The sequence below is a fragment of the Pseudoalteromonas sp. NZS11_1 genome (assembly GCF_015864275.1).
Taxonomy (GTDB): domain Bacteria; phylum Pseudomonadota; class Gammaproteobacteria; order Enterobacterales; family Alteromonadaceae; genus Pseudoalteromonas; species Pseudoalteromonas arctica.
Genome location: NZ_JADYXK010000001.1, coordinates 239,385 through 256,344, shown reverse-complemented (window position 1 = coordinate 256,344; position 16,960 = coordinate 239,385). Strand labels below are relative to the sequence as shown.

At 40.4% G+C, this 16,960-nt stretch carries 17 protein-coding genes and 1 riboswitch; of the genes, 8 read left to right on the top strand and 9 right to left on the bottom strand.

Features of this window, described 5'->3' with window-relative positions; translation table 11 throughout:
- Positions 1–29: 29 nt before the first annotated feature.
- The 3 genes from thiC to I6F44_RS01000 form a co-directional block, all read right to left on the bottom strand.
- Complete coding sequence (gene thiC / locus I6F44_RS01010; protein WP_121953670.1) at positions 30–1,982, bottom strand: phosphomethylpyrimidine synthase ThiC; 1,953 nt, start codon at positions 1,980–1,982, stop codon at positions 30–32.
- 140 nt (positions 1,983–2,122) lie between these two features.
- A riboswitch (TPP riboswitch) is annotated at positions 2,123–2,237 on the bottom strand.
- 107 nt (positions 2,238–2,344) lie between these two features.
- Positions 2,345–2,743, bottom strand: a complete 399-nt coding sequence (locus I6F44_RS01005) for an META domain-containing protein (RefSeq protein WP_306344991.1) — start codon at positions 2,741–2,743, stop codon at positions 2,345–2,347.
- A gap of 126 nt (positions 2,744–2,869) precedes the next feature.
- Positions 2,870–3,268, bottom strand: a complete 399-nt coding sequence (locus tag I6F44_RS01000) for an acyl-CoA thioesterase (protein ID WP_010555268.1) — start codon at positions 3,266–3,268, stop codon at positions 2,870–2,872.
- Positions 3,269–3,352: 84 nt separating this feature from the next.
- Here I6F44_RS01000 and I6F44_RS00995 point away from each other — a divergent pair, with 84 nt between their 5' ends.
- Complete coding sequence (locus I6F44_RS00995) at positions 3,353–5,470, top strand: TonB-dependent receptor (protein WP_197173143.1); 2,118 nt, start codon at positions 3,353–3,355, stop codon at positions 5,468–5,470.
- A gap of 183 nt (positions 5,471–5,653) precedes the next feature.
- On the opposite strand, the gene epmA is transcribed toward I6F44_RS00995, so the two are convergent.
- Entirely contained in the window at positions 5,654–6,628 is a 975-nt protein-coding gene (gene epmA / locus I6F44_RS00990; RefSeq protein ID WP_197101324.1) for an elongation factor P--(R)-beta-lysine ligase, read from the bottom strand.
- A 57-nt stretch (positions 6,629–6,685) separates the two neighbouring features.
- The gene (efp, locus tag I6F44_RS00985; protein WP_010555265.1) at positions 6,686–7,252 is read right to left on the bottom strand and encodes an elongation factor P; all 567 of its coding nucleotides are present in this window, start codon (positions 7,250–7,252) and stop codon (positions 6,686–6,688) included.
- A 41-nt stretch (positions 7,253–7,293) separates the two neighbouring features.
- Here efp and epmB point away from each other — a divergent pair, with 41 nt between their 5' ends.
- Positions 7,294–8,307: an EF-P beta-lysylation protein EpmB gene (epmB, locus tag I6F44_RS00980; RefSeq protein WP_197173250.1), complete on the top strand. Its 1,014-nt coding sequence runs from the start codon at positions 7,294–7,296 to the stop codon at positions 8,305–8,307.
- Positions 8,308–8,315: 8 nt separating this feature from the next.
- Here epmB and I6F44_RS00975 read toward each other — a convergent pair whose 3' ends face one another.
- Positions 8,316–8,525 (bottom strand): hypothetical protein, encoded by a 210-nt coding sequence (locus I6F44_RS00975; protein ID WP_002960797.1) that lies wholly within the window; start codon positions 8,523–8,525, stop codon positions 8,316–8,318.
- Between the two features lie 71 nt (positions 8,526–8,596).
- Between I6F44_RS00975 and I6F44_RS00970 the strand changes: the two genes are divergently transcribed.
- Positions 8,597–8,887, top strand: coding sequence for a hypothetical protein (locus I6F44_RS00970; protein ID WP_007585044.1), 291 nt, complete (start codon positions 8,597–8,599; stop codon positions 8,885–8,887).
- 47 nt (positions 8,888–8,934) lie between these two features.
- Here the strand turns inward: I6F44_RS00970 and I6F44_RS00965 are convergent, their stop codons facing one another.
- Positions 8,935–9,426, bottom strand: a complete 492-nt coding sequence (locus I6F44_RS00965; protein WP_010555263.1) for a DUF3016 domain-containing protein — start codon at positions 9,424–9,426, stop codon at positions 8,935–8,937.
- Between the two features lie 279 nt (positions 9,427–9,705).
- Between I6F44_RS00965 and galE the strand changes: the two genes are divergently transcribed.
- Positions 9,706–10,722 (top strand): UDP-glucose 4-epimerase GalE, encoded by a 1,017-nt coding sequence (galE, locus tag I6F44_RS00960; protein ID WP_007585049.1) that lies wholly within the window; start codon positions 9,706–9,708, stop codon positions 10,720–10,722.
- A gap of 176 nt (positions 10,723–10,898) precedes the next feature.
- On the opposite strand, the gene I6F44_RS00955 is transcribed toward galE, so the two are convergent.
- Positions 10,899–11,579: a Fe2+-dependent dioxygenase gene (locus tag I6F44_RS00955; protein WP_007585050.1), complete on the bottom strand. Its 681-nt coding sequence runs from the start codon at positions 11,577–11,579 to the stop codon at positions 10,899–10,901.
- Between the two features lie 77 nt (positions 11,580–11,656).
- Positions 11,657–13,837 carry a TonB-dependent receptor gene (locus tag I6F44_RS00950; protein WP_121953668.1) on the bottom strand — a complete coding sequence of 727 codons (2,181 nt, stop codon included), beginning with the start codon at positions 13,835–13,837 and terminating at the stop codon, positions 11,657–11,659.
- A gap of 217 nt (positions 13,838–14,054) precedes the next feature.
- On the opposite strand from I6F44_RS00950, the gene I6F44_RS00945 reads away from it, so the two are divergent.
- Genes I6F44_RS00945 through I6F44_RS00930 form a run of 4 tightly spaced genes read left to right on the top strand, consistent with a single transcriptional unit; the run spans position 14,055 to position 16,959 of the window.
- Positions 14,055–14,828 carry a DUF3450 family protein gene (locus I6F44_RS00945; protein ID WP_197173142.1) on the top strand — a complete coding sequence of 258 codons (774 nt, stop codon included), beginning with the start codon at positions 14,055–14,057 and terminating at the stop codon, positions 14,826–14,828.
- Complete coding sequence (locus tag I6F44_RS00940; protein WP_121953666.1) at positions 14,828–16,177, top strand: MotA/TolQ/ExbB proton channel family protein; 1,350 nt, start codon at positions 14,828–14,830, stop codon at positions 16,175–16,177. The genes I6F44_RS00945 and I6F44_RS00940 overlap by 1 nt, the downstream gene beginning before the upstream one ends.
- On the top strand, positions 16,170–16,550 hold the full coding sequence (locus I6F44_RS00935) for a MotA/TolQ/ExbB proton channel family protein (protein ID WP_002960812.1): 381 nt from the start codon (positions 16,170–16,172) through the stop codon (positions 16,548–16,550). The genes I6F44_RS00940 and I6F44_RS00935 overlap by 8 nt, the downstream gene beginning before the upstream one ends.
- Positions 16,551–16,554: 4 nt before the next feature.
- Positions 16,555–16,959 carry an ExbD/TolR family protein gene (locus tag I6F44_RS00930; RefSeq protein ID WP_036981164.1) on the top strand — a complete coding sequence of 135 codons (405 nt, stop codon included), beginning with the start codon at positions 16,555–16,557 and terminating at the stop codon, positions 16,957–16,959.
- The last annotated feature ends 1 nt before the right edge of the window (position 16,960 follow it).

Sequence of the window (16,960 nt, the reverse complement as noted above, 5' to 3'; positions counted from 1 at the left end):
CCTCACCTACGTCTGCATCTAACTTTTAGCTATACCGCTTTGTGGTAAATCTCTGAGCCTGTTTGCTTAAACTCAGCTGATTTAGCTTTCATTTCGGCTTCTACATCAACCATTTTGATTTCAATAGCCTCGCCAGCATCATTTGGATCAATACCGCGTGTTTCTAAACCTTTAGCGTAATCGCGTACTTCTTGGCTAATTTTCATAGAGCAAAATTTAGGACCACACATAGAGCAAAAGTGAGCTACTTTGCCTGATTCTTGCGGCAAGGTTTCATCGTGATATTCACGAGCACGGTCAGGGTCTAAACCAATATTAAATTGGTCATGCCATCTAAACTCAAAGCGTGCTTTTGATAAGGCGTTATCGCGCTCTTGCGCGCCTGGGTGCCCTTTTGCTAAATCAGCGGCATGCGCTGCAATTTTGTAGGTAATTAATCCTTCTTTAACATCTTCTTTATTTGGCAGACCTAAATGCTCTTTAGGTGTTACATAACACAGCATTGCACAGCCGTACCATGCTATTTGAGCCGCCCCAATACCCGAGGTAATATGGTCGTATCCTGGTGCAATATCGGTGGTTAACGGGCCTAATGTATAAAATGGCGCTTCGTCGCAATGCTTTAATTGCTCATCCATATTGGCTTTAATCATGTGCATTGGTACATGACCAGGGCCTTCAATAAATACCTGTACATCGTGCTTCCACGCAATTTTAGTCAGTTCTCCTAATGTGCGTAGCTCACTAAACTGCGCTTCATCGTTAGCATCAGCAATCGAACCTGGACGAAGGCCATCACCTAATGAAAAACACACATCGTATTGTTTTAAAATTTCACAAATGTCTTCAAAGTGTGTGTATAAAAAGTTCTCTTTGTGATGCGCTAAACACCATTTAGCCATAATTGAGCCACCGCGCGACACAATACCGGTTACACGTTTAGCCGTCATTGGTACATAACGAAGTAATACACCGGCGTGAATAGTAAAGTAATCAACGCCCTGCTCGGCTTGCTCTATAAGCGTATCGCGGAAAATTTCCCACGTTAAATCCTCAGCCACACCATTTACTTTTTCAAGTGCTTGATAAATCGGTACTGTGCCAATAGGTACAGGCGAGTTACGTACAACCCATTCACGCGTTTCGTGAATGTAACGTCCCGTTGATAAGTCCATCACGGTGTCTGCGCCCCAGCGGGTAGACCACACCATTTTTTCTACTTCTTCTTCAATAGATGAGCTAACCGATGAATTACCAATATTGGCATTAACTTTTACTAAAAAGTTACGGCCTACAATCATAGGTTCTGTTTCTGGATGGTTTATATTATTTGGTAAAATAGCGCGACCACGGGCTATTTCATCGCGTACAAATTCTGGGGTAATAAATTCAGGAATACTCGCGCCAAACGACTCGCCTTTATGCTGCGCTGCTAATAATTCTTTACGAATTTCTGCACGTCCCATATTTTCGCGAACGGCTACGTATTCCATTTCAGGAGTAATAATCCCTTGGCGTGCGTAGTGCATTTGCGTTACGTTTTTGCCTGTTTTACCACGGCGAATTTTTGGAAGGTGATCAAAGCGAATATGATCCAGCCCTTCATCCGCCATACGTTGCTGCGAAAATTGCGACGTCACTGATTCTAAAACCTCGGTGTCGCCACGGCTTTCAATCCATTGTTCACGAAATTTTGGTAAGCCTTTGCGTACGTCTAGTTCAAAATTAGGATCGGTATACGGGCCCGACGTATCGTAAACACGTAGCGGATCGTTTGACTCATAAACAGGGTTTTCATCTGTGCCGCCAATAAACGTATCACTTAACGTAATTTCACGCATACCAACGCGCACGCCAGGTTGAGTGCCTTCAACGTATACTTTATGAGAATTTGGAAACGGTTGACCCGTTAAGTTATAAATATATTCAGACGCGGCAGCACGAGTTTCTCGGCGTGACGCTTTATTTGTAGTATTTGACATGACTTGCCTCATTGCTTAAGGGTTGTCTTGTCAGATATTCCGAGGAATAGAGAAAGATCGTAAAGTAGCGTACATGCTACTTTGCAGCCTAAAAAATAAATCACTTTATTGTGCGCATAAAAAAAGACGCACAAGCGTCCCATTTTAGGCAGCTTGTTCCCTACGCAGGTATTAACCTGATCAGGTTCACGGATCCCGCTTTCGCGATCTCAGCCAAAAACTAATTACTTAGCTTTGGCACTCCGACAAGTATTGATATATAAATTCTGTTCGTTAATTTGAAGGTGTTATCCATCAAATCTGCGCTGAGTGTACGTCAGTTAAAAACTGCCCGCAAGGGGCTGTTTTTCAAAAACTTAAAATTATTTAGGGATAAACACAAATGTTTGCTCGCCTTGCATGACTAATTGCTGGCCTTGCATTTTAAGCTCGGCACCTTGCTTTAAGGCTTGTAATAACTGCTGCTCAAACTCATCAAGGTCTTCGCCGCACGACTTGCGCGTCATTCCTAATTTACTTACGGTAAGGTTACTTTCTTCAAGCGAGCCTTCACCAAAAAATTTGTTACAGCCAGCAAAACCGTTTACTTGCAGTGCTTCAATAAAGCTCATTGATGCATTAAACGAAGGTGGAATTGCTAAACCATCAACACGTGATAATTGCCATTGGGTGTATTTAAGCTGCTCACTGGTAACCGTCCCTGTTGATGCGCAACCAACACATAAACCGACTATAAGCATCGGTATTGCTGCTAATTTCATGCTACTACTAACTAATTGTCTAATTAATGTAATTGTAACAATATTTATGCCCTTTATCCGTTAAAAATGCATGTTTTAAATGTAAATTTTTGTTCTATGATAGTTCAAAAGTTATGCGATTAAGTACTAAGTTGTAGTTTTAAATACGTTATCTATTTGCTCAGGTAAAAACGGTCTACCTTTTTCATTAACAGACGTTCCTATAACCAGTGCATTGAGCATTACTTTTTCATCGCTTTTACGTATAACCGTTTGCTTAAACGCAAATTTTAAACGACTAATACGCTGCGGCTCCACAGCCACATAAAATTCATCACCTGGTAATAGTGAATGTTTATAGTCCATTTCGCTGCGCATCACGACTAGGTTAATTTTATCTTTCGCTAATTGAGCAAAATCAATACCGTGTGCGTACAAGAATTCATGGCGAGCATGCTCTAAATAATTAAAATAAACACTGTTATTTACGATACCTTGTAAGTCACATTCGTAATCACGTACTTTGAAGTCAACTTTAAAGGTCATATTAGTAATCCTGATTATTTAACGTATAATTGCCGCGTTTATAGCACATGTGTTTAAATAATTGCTACCATACGAGTCCCTAAAATGGAGTTAAGTAACCCAATGAACTTACGTTTGTCTTTAATTACTGCCGCACTTTTACCGCTGCTTGGTGCACCAATTGCAGCTAACGCTGATGATAGCGACCTAGAAAGAATTGTTGTAACCGGCGATTTTCAGCGCGAAAGCATTCAAACTTTAAGCGCGAGTGCGAGCTTATTCAGCGAAGATGAAATTAATCAACGTGGTGCAAGTTACTTAGACGAAATGTTAGGCAGTACCGCCAATGTAAATTTTGCATCTGGTGCGTCGCGTGGTCGTTATATTCAAATTCGTGGCGTGGGACTTCGCTCACAATTTGTAGACCCTATTAATCCATCTGTAGGCTTAGTTATTGATGGTATTAACTATTCTGGTCTTGGTGGCAGCTCATTATTATTTGATATAGACCAAGTAGAAATTTATCGTGGCCCACAAGGTACACGCTTTGGCGCAGACGGTATGGCCGGTATGATCCAAATGGGTTCAGCTAAAGCCACGAGCGATCCAAGTTTAAAATTACAAGTAGGTGCTGGCACGTATAACACCCGCGAAGCAGGTATTGCAGCAAGTACAGGCTTAACAGATGACACTAGCGCACGCGTTAGCTACTTTCGCAGAAAGTCAGACGGTTACGTAGATAACTTGTACTTAAATGACGAAACACAAAATCAAGACGAACAAGTAGCCCGCTTTAAAATAAACAGCCAGCTTACAAAGCATTTAAATACTGAGCTAAACCTGCATTATATCGATATTAATAACGGATACGATGCGTTTACGCTTGATAACAGCCGCAATAGTGTTGCCGATGAACCAGGCCAAGATAATCAAGAAAGCTACGCTATAGGTGTCAAGAATACTTACACGGGTTTTGACGCTTTTGATGTAAATCTAAACCTGTCGGCTATTGATACCGAATTACTTTACAGCTTTGACGAAGACTGGGTATGTAACGATACAAGTGAGCCAAAGTTATGTGCTGCTGGCTTACATCCAGATGGATACAGCTCAACTGATTTATACAGCCGCGATCGCGACGATCAGTCTGTAGATTTACAGTTTAATTCTAAAACGGGTAACTGGGTTGCGGGTATTTATTACCAAAACCGTGACGTTGATTTAGAGCGCCAATACACATGGTTAGCAAGCCCGTTTTCTTCAACTTACGAAACGAGCAACGTTGCAGTATATGGTCAAGTAGCGACTCCAATTGGCCCTAAAACCACATTAATTACAGGTTTACGTGTAGAGCAATACAAAGGTGACTACACCGATAGCAATGGCTTTATAGAAGATACTGACGATGTAATGGTTGGCGGTAAAATAGCACTTGAATATCAAGTAATTGACCGTACGATGATCTACGCAAGCATTACCCGTGGCTACAAAGCTGGCGGTATTAACTCAGAAGCGCTGGCTAAAGCAAAAGATGAAGGCTTAAACCTAAGCGCTGATTTTTTCCAGCAACACACCAGTTTCGACCCTGAATATTTATGGAGCGGCGAATTTGGTGTTAAAGGCTCATCGCTTGATGACAAATTTACGCTTCGCTTAGCTGCATTTTACATGCACCGCGACGATATTCAGTTAAAAGCATGGCAAGTAGAAGGTCAGCAATTTACCGGTTATGTTGATAACGCAAGTTCTGGTAGCAACTACGGATTAGAAGTTGAAGGTAGTTACCAACTAACTGATAATCTATTTTTAACGGGTAGTGCTGGTTACTTAAACACTGAAATAGATGACTTTGTAACGCAGTCTGGCTTAAACCAAGACGGTCGTGAGCAAGCACAGTCACCTAAATACCAGTATGCGTTTACTGCTCGCTATAACTTTACAAGTGAGCTTTACGGTATGATTGGTGTTGAAGGTAAGGACGACTACTACTTCTCAGATAGTCATAACTCACAGGCACCAAGCAGCAACTTAGTTAACTTAAGCTTTGGCTACGAAGCAGACATGTGGGCAGTTCGCGCGTGGGCTCGTAACGTGTTTGACGAGACAGTCCCTACACGTGGTTTTGAGTTTGGTAACGATCCACAAGATGGTTACGCAACGCATACCTACACACAATTAGGTGAGCCTCGTGTTGCAGGTGTTACGTTTACGCTTAATCTGTAAAGCACAGCCGTTGGCTTTCAAATGAAAGCTACAGCAAGCAAATAAAAACACCGCGTTTAAATTAAACGCGGTGTTTTTATTTGTAGGTGAGGTTTTATACCTCGCTTTTTATAAAGTTAAATTACATGAGCGCGAAATAAATTCGCACCTACAAATATTCCACCTACGCCTACAGGCTAAGCATTATGCTCTTTGCACATCAAATGCTATTACGTCTTTAATTTTCTCTTTATTTGTTGCGAGCATTACAAGCCTATCTATACCCAAAGCAACCCCTGCGCATTGTGGTAATCCATGTTCTAGCGCTTTAATTAAACGTGTATCCATTGGTACTTGCTTTAAACCGTTGTTAGCGCGGTATGCGTTATCTTCGTTAAATCGTTTAGCTTGCTCACTAGCATTTGTTAATTCGTTAAAGCCGTTAGCCAATTCCATATTTTTGTAATAAAGCTCAAAGCGCCCTGCTACGCGTGCATCATGTTCACAAATTTGTGCAAGGGCCGCTTGAGAAGCTGGAAAATGATAAACAAAACACGGTTTTTCTTGTCCTATTGTTGGCTCCACTTTCATACAAAACAATAATTGCAGTAATGTATCTTTATGCGTTTCGTTTTGGGCTATATCAGCAAACCCCTGCTTACACGCTAATTGCTTTAATTGCTCTATGCTTGCTGTTAAAGGATCGAGGCCGAGTGCTTGTTCAAACGCTTGCTGATAAGTAAGTCTAGTTGCAGGCTCGACACCTAAAACAAGTTGCATTAGCTCATCCATTTCATCCATAAGTGTAAATTCATCAAAGCCTGGGCGATACCATTCCAGCATAGTAAATTCAGGATTATGATGGCTACCCGCTTCTTCATTTCTAAATGCTTTACAAAGCTGAAAAATAGCGCCTGAGCCTGCTGCTAACAAGCGTTTCATGGCAAACTCTGGAGATGTTTGTAAAAACAGAGGAAGCCCACCAGCATGCCCTGGACCTACAAATTTGGTATTAAAACTAGCTAAGTGCACATCGGTTACACTGGCAGCACTTAAGCTTGGCGTTTCTACTTCTAAAACATCACGTACATAAAAAAATTCACGGATGCTACGTAATATCGATGCGCGTTGTTTTAGTGTTTCAATGCTTGCGCTTGGGGCCCAAAGATCTGCTGACATATTTTCTCCAAAAAAAAATCCCAGCGTAAGCTGGGATTTTATAAACAATGTTAAAGCTTACTTAACACGGCTTACGTATTCACCGTTACGAGTGTCTACTTTAATTACTTCGCCAATTTGTACGAATAATGGAACTCGTACCACAGCGCCTGTGCTAAGCGTTGCTGGTTTACCACCAGTACCCGCTGTATCGCCTTTAAGGCCAGGATCTGTTTCAGTGATCTCAAGCTCAACAAAGTTAGGTGGTGTAACAGCAATAGGGCTGCCGTTCCATAATGTAATTGTGCATAAATCATTTTCAACTAACCATTTTACTGAATCGCCTAGTGCTTTTTCGTCAGCAGCAATTTGCTCAAATGTTTCGTTGTTCATGAAATGCCAAAATTCGCCGTCTGTGTATAGATACGCTAAATCAGTATCCATTACATCAGCACCTTCAACTGATTCACCCGATTTAAAGGTTTTTTCAAGCACCTTACCAGAGATAAGTTTACGGATACGAACACGGTTAAACGCCTGGCCTTTACCAGGTTTTACCATTTCATTTTCTAAGATACTGCAAGGCTCGCCGTCCATCATAATTTTTAGGCCGCCCTTGAACTCGTTGGTGCTATAATTCGCCATCGTTTCCTCTATTTATATTTTTTCGAGTAATCTACATGCCAATGATACAAAGAAATGAAGCAAATTTGCATAAAAACTGGCAAAAAGAATTAGCAAATGTAGTTACCTGCCCAAAAACCTTGCTTGAAATGGTCGGTTTATCGAGCCAAGTCCATGAAAACGACCTAAAAGCCCGTAGTTTATTTCCGGTACGCGTGCCTATCCCTTTTATAAAAAAAATACGCAAAGGCGATCCAAACGATCCTCTTTTGCTACAAGTTATGCCACGCCATCAAGAATTTTTGACTAAATCGGGTTTTAATAAAGATCCCCTACTTGAGCAAGATAACGACCAACCAGGCGTTTTACATAAATACAAATCGCGTGTTTTAGTGATGTTTAAAACCGGCTGTGCTGTCAATTGTCGTTACTGCTTTAGAAGGCATTTTCCGTATCAAGAAAACCAACTCAATAAAAAAAGTCTGCTAGAAACACTGAGCTATATAAAATCAGATAGCAATATAAACGAAGTGATTTTAAGTGGTGGCGATCCACTGATGGCCAAAGACGATGCAATAAGCTGGTTTTTGGATGAGCTTGAGCAATTACCACAAATAAAACGAATGCGAATTCATAGCCGTTTGCCAGTAGTTATACCGGCGCGAGTTACCGATGAGTTATGTGAACGATTAGCAAAGTCGTCATTAAAAATTATTTTTATTAATCACATAAACCACGCAAACGAAATAGACGCTGATTTTAAAGCTGCCATGCAAAAGCTTAAACAAGCAAACGTAACGCTTCTAAACCAAGCTGTAATTTTAAAAGATGTGAACGATACGGTTGATGCGCAAATAAATTTAAGCGAAGCGTTATTTGACGCAGACGTATTGCCGTATTATTTGTATTTGCTAGATAAAGTTGAAGGGGCGAGCCACTTTGATATTAATGAAGCGCAAGCAATTGAAATAATGGCAGAGCTATTAAAAGCTCTGCCTGGATTTTTAGTGCCTAAATTAGTAAGAGAAATCGGTGGTCAAAAAAGCAAAACACCTATCGATCTTAAGCTAATTTAAAACAGCATTTAAACGTATATATTTACGTTGTTACCCAATGATGCTGTTACCGATTTAGCCGGTGTTTGCGCACTTGACGATTGTGCAGCACCTTCAATAAGTGCAAGAGCCGCCGCGCCATCTGCTAACTGCTGCTTTTTAGATAAAGCAGCGCTGTAAAGCTCACTGCCTTGGCCTGAGCCAGAAACAGCGGGTAAACTTGTGCCTGATATATTCATATAACAAACCTGACTTTTAAATGTAATCCAAGTATTATGTCGGCAATGCAGTGCAAAGCTTTAGGAAAACCATGGATTCTATTATTGAACAACTCAATGCCAACTTAAAAATTGTTTACCGTCAGGCACTTGATGCTGACAAAAAACTCGACGAGCTTCAACAGCAAGGTCACGGTAAGTTTAAAGCCTTATTTACTGCCGATTCAGGCTTTAGCTTTGAAGCTAAACGTTTTAAGCCTTACGTACTCGACGTAGCTGCTGATGTTGAAAGCTTATCTAACGATGGTTTTGAAGAAGAAAAACTGAAAACAACCGTTATTAAGTTACAACAAATACTCACGTTGTTAGCTACTTTTAAGTAAAGCTTAAAAATAAAAATGCCGCTATTTAGCGGCATTTTTATTTTCAGTTAATCTAAACTTGGTAATATTTGTTCACCAAACCACTCTGTTAGTAAGCGTTTTTCGTAATAAAATGATTCGTCGCGGCCCATTTTAATTTTATCCATAAAGCCCATATCTTTAAGCTCCACATCAGTATCTTTACTTAGCACTGTACCGTCGTTATCGGTTAACGAATAATTTAACTTAATGCGTGGAAAGTAAATTGGTTTTACTACACGAATTTCGTCCATACCGCCATAACGCACATCACCTGCTAAATCTAAATCTGTAAACTCTACGTTTAATTTATAATCTTTTGGCAATTGCTCGGCTAGTTTAGCCATATGCTTTTCGAAACTTGCTGCCACACTTTTGTGATATGAGCTCTTTGTTTGGTTTGACGCTCGCACATCACGATAATCATTAAAGTCATGCCATTTAACAACAGACTCACCAGCATGGGCAAGCGCAGGTAATGCAATACACATTGTTGTTGCTATTTTTTTAACTAAATTCATATCTTTCTCCAAAGAGGTAGACCAATCACAAAAGTGTAGATTGGAGTAAACCTAGCATTAGCTATTACTAGACTCATTTTAGCACTTGTTTATTAACTATAACTTAATCTTACGTATAAAGTGTTACTTCTACTGAGTGAAATGTAATCAAAAGTGATTAATTTACCGTTATTAAAAAAAGATGTTATTTAAACTATAGAAATTACAGATAAAGCATGTAAATCACCTCTATTTATGGTGAAATTAACTCAATTGATAAAAGGTACCCACGGAGCTTTCATGACTATTTTAGTAACCGGTGGCGCTGGCTATATTGGCTCGCACACTGTTTTAGAACTTTTACAGCAAGGTAACGATGTTGTTGTTATTGATAATTTAAGTAACTCATCACAAGAATCACTTGCGCGCGTAAAGAATATTACAGGCAAAGAGGCCACTTTTTACCAAGGCGATATTCTCGATAAATTCTTTTTAGATTCAGTATTTGCAAAACACACGGTTGATAGTGTTATACATTTTGCGGGCTTAAAATCAGTAGGCGAGTCGGTAGCAAAGCCCATTGAGTACTATCAAAACAATGTACAAGGTACGCTTACGCTTGTTGATGCAATGCGCGATGCTGGTGTATTTAAATTAGTATTTAGCTCGTCAGCCACAGTATACGGCGACCCTGCAAGCTTACCAATTAAAGAAGACTTTCCTGTAGGCGGTACTACTAACCCGTACGGCACATCTAAGCTGATGGTTGAGATGATGCTACAAGATATCGCCAAATCAGATGAGCGCTTTGCGTTTGCTATTTTGCGTTACTTTAACCCAGTGGGTGCACATGAGTCGGGCTTAATTGGTGAAGATCCTAATGGTATTCCAAACAACCTTTTACCGTTTATCGCACAAGTAGCGGTAGGTAAATTAAAGCAACTCGCTGTATTTGGTGATGACTACGACACAGTTGATGGCACAGGTGTACGCGACTATATACACGTTGTAGATTTAGCTATTGGTCATTTAAAAGCGCTTGATAAAATTGCCAGCAGTACGGGTGCATTAGTTTATAACCTAGGTACTGGTAATGGTTACTCTGTACTACAAATGGTTAATGCATTTATTAAAGCAAGTGATCAAGCTGTACCTTATCAGGTTTCACCTCGCCGCCCGGGTGATATTGCAGCGTGTTATGCAGCGCCAGAAAAAGCACTTAATGAACTTGGCTGGGAAGCTGTGCGCGGTATTGATGAAATGATGCAAGATACCTGGCGCTGGCAGTCAAATAACCCTAACGGTTATAAGGGTTAAGTAAAACAAGCTTTGCGCTTACAATAAGTGCGCGGCATCAAGCCGCGCATACCGAGCATTTTAAACACCGAATTCAATTTTATGGCTGCGTCGTAGGCGTAGAGCTTACTCACGCGAAAAGCACAGCTTTTAATTACTTATATCTAATATCCAATATTTAATAACGAGTATCTTCGTTATGTCTGCGCCCACTGCCTTAGCAAGTTATGATAAACCCCTGTTAATTGAATAATCTCTGGGCTATCTTCTACTTTGCTGCGCAAACTTTGAATCGACATATCTAAATCAAAGAGTAAACCACGTTTTTCGTCGCTGTTTACCATGCTCTGTAACCAAAAGAATGAGGCTAATCTGCGCCCACTCGTTACTGGCATTACACGATGTAAACTCGTTGAAGGGTACAACACCATACTGCCTGCTGGCAGCTTTACGCTGTGTGAGCCATAAGTGTCTTCAATAACAAGTTCACCGCCCTCATAGTCTTCGGGGTCATTAATAAATAACGTCATTGATACATCTGTACGAATTTTTACTGGCGTACCCGGCACTTGTCTAATCGCATTATCTACATGCACACCAAACGATTGCCCACCTTGATAACAGTTAAAAAGCGGAGGAAAAATTTTTGCGGGGAGCGCTGCCGACATAAACAAATTACTACGCGCAAGTGCTGCCATAATAATGTCGCCAAGCTCTTGGCATTCAGGGCTATTTTCAGGTAGCTGTAAGTTATTTTTTGCTTTGGTTGATTGATGCCCTGCGGTAATACTGCCATCGGCCCACTGCGCTTTAAGCAAAACCTCATGACAATACGCCACTTCTTCTTTCGTTAGTAGCTCTGGAATTTTAACTAGCATGTGCGCCCTCTCACATTTTCATCAAATAATTAAGGGCAGAGTTAACTCTGCCCTTTTATGCCGTACTTATTTTACTCTTAGAAAGAGTAGCTCGCTGTTAAGCTAAACTTACGACCATCACCTGGTACAAAGTGTCCACCACCTAACTGATCAACGTAATCTTTATCACCTAGGTTTTCACCATTAAACTGCAGACTCAAATCTTTTGATATGTCATACGCAACCATCAGGTCAAAAATAGTATAACCTGGCGCACGAGAGCGTGTTGACGTAGTCCCGTTGTAACGCTCACCTACATATTGCGCACCTAAACCAAACGATAATTTATCCGACATATCGTACGTAGTCCAAACACTCGCGCTATTTTTAGGCGTACGTGCAAGCTCGTTACCAATTTGAGTTGCGTCGTCGCCTAATGCTTTAGTTACTTCGCTATCTTGGTAAGTGTATGAAGCAATTACAGTCCACTCTTTAGTAATTAGCCCAGTTGCTGAAAGCTCTAAACCTTGTACGCGCTGTTCACCACCGAGTATTTCATCACTTGAGCTATCTGCAAATGGGTCATCAGTACGGGCATTGGTTTTTTCAGTACGGAAAAGTGCAGCATTAGTTTGCAGGCGACCATCCATTAGGCTCCATTTAGTTCCTAATTCATAACTACGGCTTTCTTCTGCATCTAAATCAGCTGCATTTGAACGCGTAGATACCGTTAGGCTTTCAGCCGATGGGTTAAATGAATTACCTGCGCCTAAATATACACTGCCATTTTCTGTAGGTTTATAAACTACAGCTGCATTCCAGCTAAATAAGTCGTCACTTGTAGAAATTAAAGCGCTTGGGTCATTGTAATCGTTGTGATAATCCGTAGTGAAGCTATCAAAGCGAATTCCGCCTGTAACTTCCCATTGCTTGTTAAGTGTCACTGTATCAAATGCATAAATAGCTTGGTTTTTAGCTTTAGCCTCAATGCTTGTACCGTCACGGCCGTACACACCCGTAAATGCAATTGTTGCATCAGGGTTGTATAAGTCGTTGCGTATTCCATCTTCAATTAGGTTATCAGGCGTAGTGGCAACAAAGTTATGGCGTGTAAACGTTTCATTTGCAAGCTCAACACCCACTACAACATCGTGAGTAAAGCCAGCAAATTCATAGTTACCAATTAAATCAACTTGAAGTGCAGCAAGTGAATTTTCTGTATCACGTGTTTTTTCATCTGCAAAGGTAATGTCAGTGTCTGTTGTAACAGAGAAGTAACGCGGTGCAGTTGTTACTGATTCACGTTTTACTTTACCTAAACGACCTTGAACACGTAACGTAGTATTTTGAGAAAAATCATACTCATAACGAGCTGTTGTTGAGTAGGCTTCAATATCTTCGTAATCACGATAAATATTACCGTAAAAATTATCAAAATCGACAGGAGAAGGTGAGCGCGCGCTATCTGCAAGTTCAGCTACTGGCGTATCACTGTAAACCCACGGAATGCCGTAATCTGGTAAATTGTCTTGGCGTTGATACTCTAGGTTTAAATCAAAACGGCTGTTTGTACCAAGCCCTGTTGCAAATGCAAACGCAACAGCATTTGTTTCATTTTCAATATGGTCACGACCTGCAACATCACCTTTATCAGTAAGAAGGTTTATACGTAGTGCGCTTGTGTCGTTTACTTGAATGTTAGTATCAAAACGACCACGGTAATCGTTTTCTGTGCCTAAACGTAGCGAAACGTCGTTAAAGCTGTCTAACTTCGCCTTTTTACTTTCTAAATTAACACTACCACCTGTTGCGCCACGACCAGAAACTGCTGAGCCTGGGCCTTTTGCAACTTCAACGGCTTCAATGTTGTAAATATCACGTGTATAACCTGCAACATCACGAATACCATCTACAAAAATATCATTTGTAGCACTAAAACCACGAATCGACATGCTATCGCCAGTAGGTGAACCACCCTCACCTGCTGCTAAAGAAATACCTGAAACATTACGCAAAGCATCACGTAAGCTATCTACGTTTCTATCTTTCATTACCGCTTGGTTAATTACTGTTACAGTTTTAGCTGTATCAAGTAGCGGTTGAGTGTATTTATGCGACGTTGATTTTTCAACAACATAGCTAGACTCAGTTACCGTTTGTGCTTTTACTACAGCCAGCTCTTGAACATCTTGTGCACTTGCCCAAGTTGAAAGCGTTGCTGTAACAACCGCTGCAATTGGCTTCACGTAGGTATTTACTTTATTCGATGGCTTACTCATGGTTACTCCGTAATTTTTATTAAGCACTTAACTATTGTTAATTTAAGGTACATATTTAATTTCGGCGAAATCCTACCACTCAAACAACGCAATGTAAACGATAACTGTTATCAATTGCATTGTTATGTGAATTCCTATATTGTATACACACTCAAAAATTAACAGTAATTACGTCCCTGTAATTGCTTGTCGTAACTTTCAGGATTGTTGTTAAGTAATGCGAAGCTTAATTAAACCAATTAGCGTAGTTATCGCGCTTTGTAGCACCATGGCAGTAAAGGCCGACACTGTTAGTGAGCTAGAACAACTCGTTAATAAATGGCTACAAATAGAAAATCAAAACACAGAATTAAATACTCATTGGCTTGAACGAAAAAGCAGCATGGAGCAAACCTTAACGCTTCTAAATGCTGAGCAGCAGCAACTTAGCGAGCTTAATCAGCGTAGAAAAAAAAGCACCAGTGAGCTTGCCCAAAAACGCGAACAGCTTGTTACTAAGCAATCAGAACTTGAAAATGATCAACAGCAATTAAATGATCAACTAGCACGTATTTCTGGGCAATTACTTTCATTACAAGTGCAATTACCCCCGCCACTTTTAAGTAGTTGGAAAAACACTGGTGATTTAAGCGACTCACAGCTCAGTACAACTGACAAATTACAAACAGCGCTAAAAATGCTGACTCTACTTAATGATTTTCAACAACGTATTTCAATTCACGAAATGGCTATTAAGCATCCTGACGGGCAAGAAGTGTGGGTAAAGCAGCTTTATTTAGGTGCAGCACAAGCATGGTTTGTAAGCGAAGATTTAAGTTACGTAGGTATTGGTTTTCCAAGTGACTTAGGTTGGCAGTGGGAATTTGACCCAAGCATTAATGCTGAGCAAGTTGCACTGGGTATTGCTGTACAGCAAAAAAAGCGCGCTGCTGATTGGGTAACACTCCCAATATTAAGTTATGTAAATAAAAACCAGCAAGGGGCTAAATAATGGCTACTAACAGCATAATTAAAGTATTTAGCGCCACAGTGTTACTTTTAAGTGCAAACATTTCTTTTGCAGCTAGCAGTGATGATGCTAAACAAAGTATTTTAACTGATATTAAAACAGCGCAACGTACTCTAAGTAAAACTCAAAATAGTATTTCAAAAGAGCAAGCGACCCTTGCAAAGCAAATTTTTACCAAGCAGCAATCGCTCAGTAAATTACGCGAACAAGCCGCAGTTAATCGCCGCCTAGCTGACGAAAATACATTAAGCCTCGATCAGTTACAAACCCGATTAGACACTTGGCAACAGCAACAGCAATATCAATTAAACTTACTTAGCCGTTTTGTGCGCCAAAATACCAGCAATAGTACCGGTAATAATGCAGGCAATGGTTCAGGTAATAACAACGCGACTAATAATCAAAATGAGTTATTAAGCCGCGTTATATCGCAAATTAATAATCAAGAACAGGCACTTTATCCGCAGTTTAAAAAACAATCGATTGTGCTAAGTAATGGCGAATTAAGCCAAGCTAATACCCTTCAAGTAGGGCCTGTTGCATGGTTTAGTACGCAAAAACCTAAACTTATGGGTTTATTAAATTTGGATGATGAATCTAATGCATTAAAAGTAGCGTTAGTACAATCTACAAGTGACGATAACCCACTCGATAATACTTTAAAGCAAAACGGTGTAGGCTCAACATTACTTACTTTTGATCCTAGTTTAACGCACTTAGTAACTAGCCAAGCCCAACAAGAAAGTCCGCTTGAACACCTAGAGAAAGGCGGTTTATGGGCTATCCCTATTATTTTATTTGCCTGCTTTGCACTAACCATTGCGCTATTAAAAGCCGCGCAACTACTGCGTTTAAGTAAAATTAAAATGCACTCTCAAATGCAATTACAGCAACTTTTTAAAGCTGAAAATAGCAGTGAATTTGCAGGTATGCAGCAGCAGCTATTTAACTTAACGCTGCAAAGCGAAAAAGGCCAAGTACGAGACGATCAATTATTTAATCAGTTAATTCACGATAAGCATAAACTCGATAACTTTATTGGCGCTATTGCCGTTACAGCTGCAGTAGCTCCACTACTTGGCTTGTTAGGTACTGTTAGCGGCATGATTGAAACATTTAAAATGATGACCTTGTTTGGCTCAGGTGACCCAGAAGTTGTATCGGGCGGTATTGCACAAGCACTTATAACAACCGAATTGGGTTTAGTCGTTGCCATCCCTGCATTGGTATTAAATGCATTGCTATCACGTAAAGCAAAAGCGTACTACAGCCAACTAGAAGGCTTTGCATTACAGCTAAGTCAACTAGAAAAAGGAGAAACCAATGTTTGAAAAAATCGTTAGTAACCCTATTTGCTGGTGTATTCTTTTACTCGCTTTATTTGTATACCAGCTGATTTTTCATGACTTACTGCACCTTAAACAATACCAAGCGCAGCGCAAAGGCTACTGGCAAGAGGTAAGCTCTATTTTAACTGCCGCTCTTCCGCTACTTGGTTTATTAGGCACCATTGTTGGTTTGCTTGATACATTTAAAGTAATGGCGCTGGGCCATAACGAGTTAATGAGTGACGCCATTGGTGATGCATTGCTAACAACTCAATTGGGCCTTGTGTGCGCTATTCCCGCGTGGTTAATGCAAGCTTACTTAGCGTATTCGCAGCGTAATCCTAAATTACATACGTTAAGTAAACAGTTAGGGTAACACTATGCAATCACGATTAAAGCACAAGCTAGAGCAAGAAGCGGGGCAACATATCGATATGTCGCCACTACTTGATGTGGTATTTATATTGCTAATATTTTTTATTGTTACAACCGTATTTGTACGCGAAAGCGGTGTTGAGGTTGATAAACCACAAGCCGTATCGGCCAGCCGTCTTGAGCAGCAAGTTATATTTTTAGCAATAACCGACAACCAACAAGTATTTTTTGATGGTAGCCAAATTGGTGTTGCTGGCGTGCGTAGTAGTGTCGAGCAAATGTTAAAACAGCAACAACGCCCTGTGGTTATTCAAGCTGATAAAACAGTACCTACTGAATTACTTGTTCAAGTAATTGACGAAGCAAAGCTGGCAGGCGCGGCGCAAGTTAACTTAGCTACGAAGCAATAAT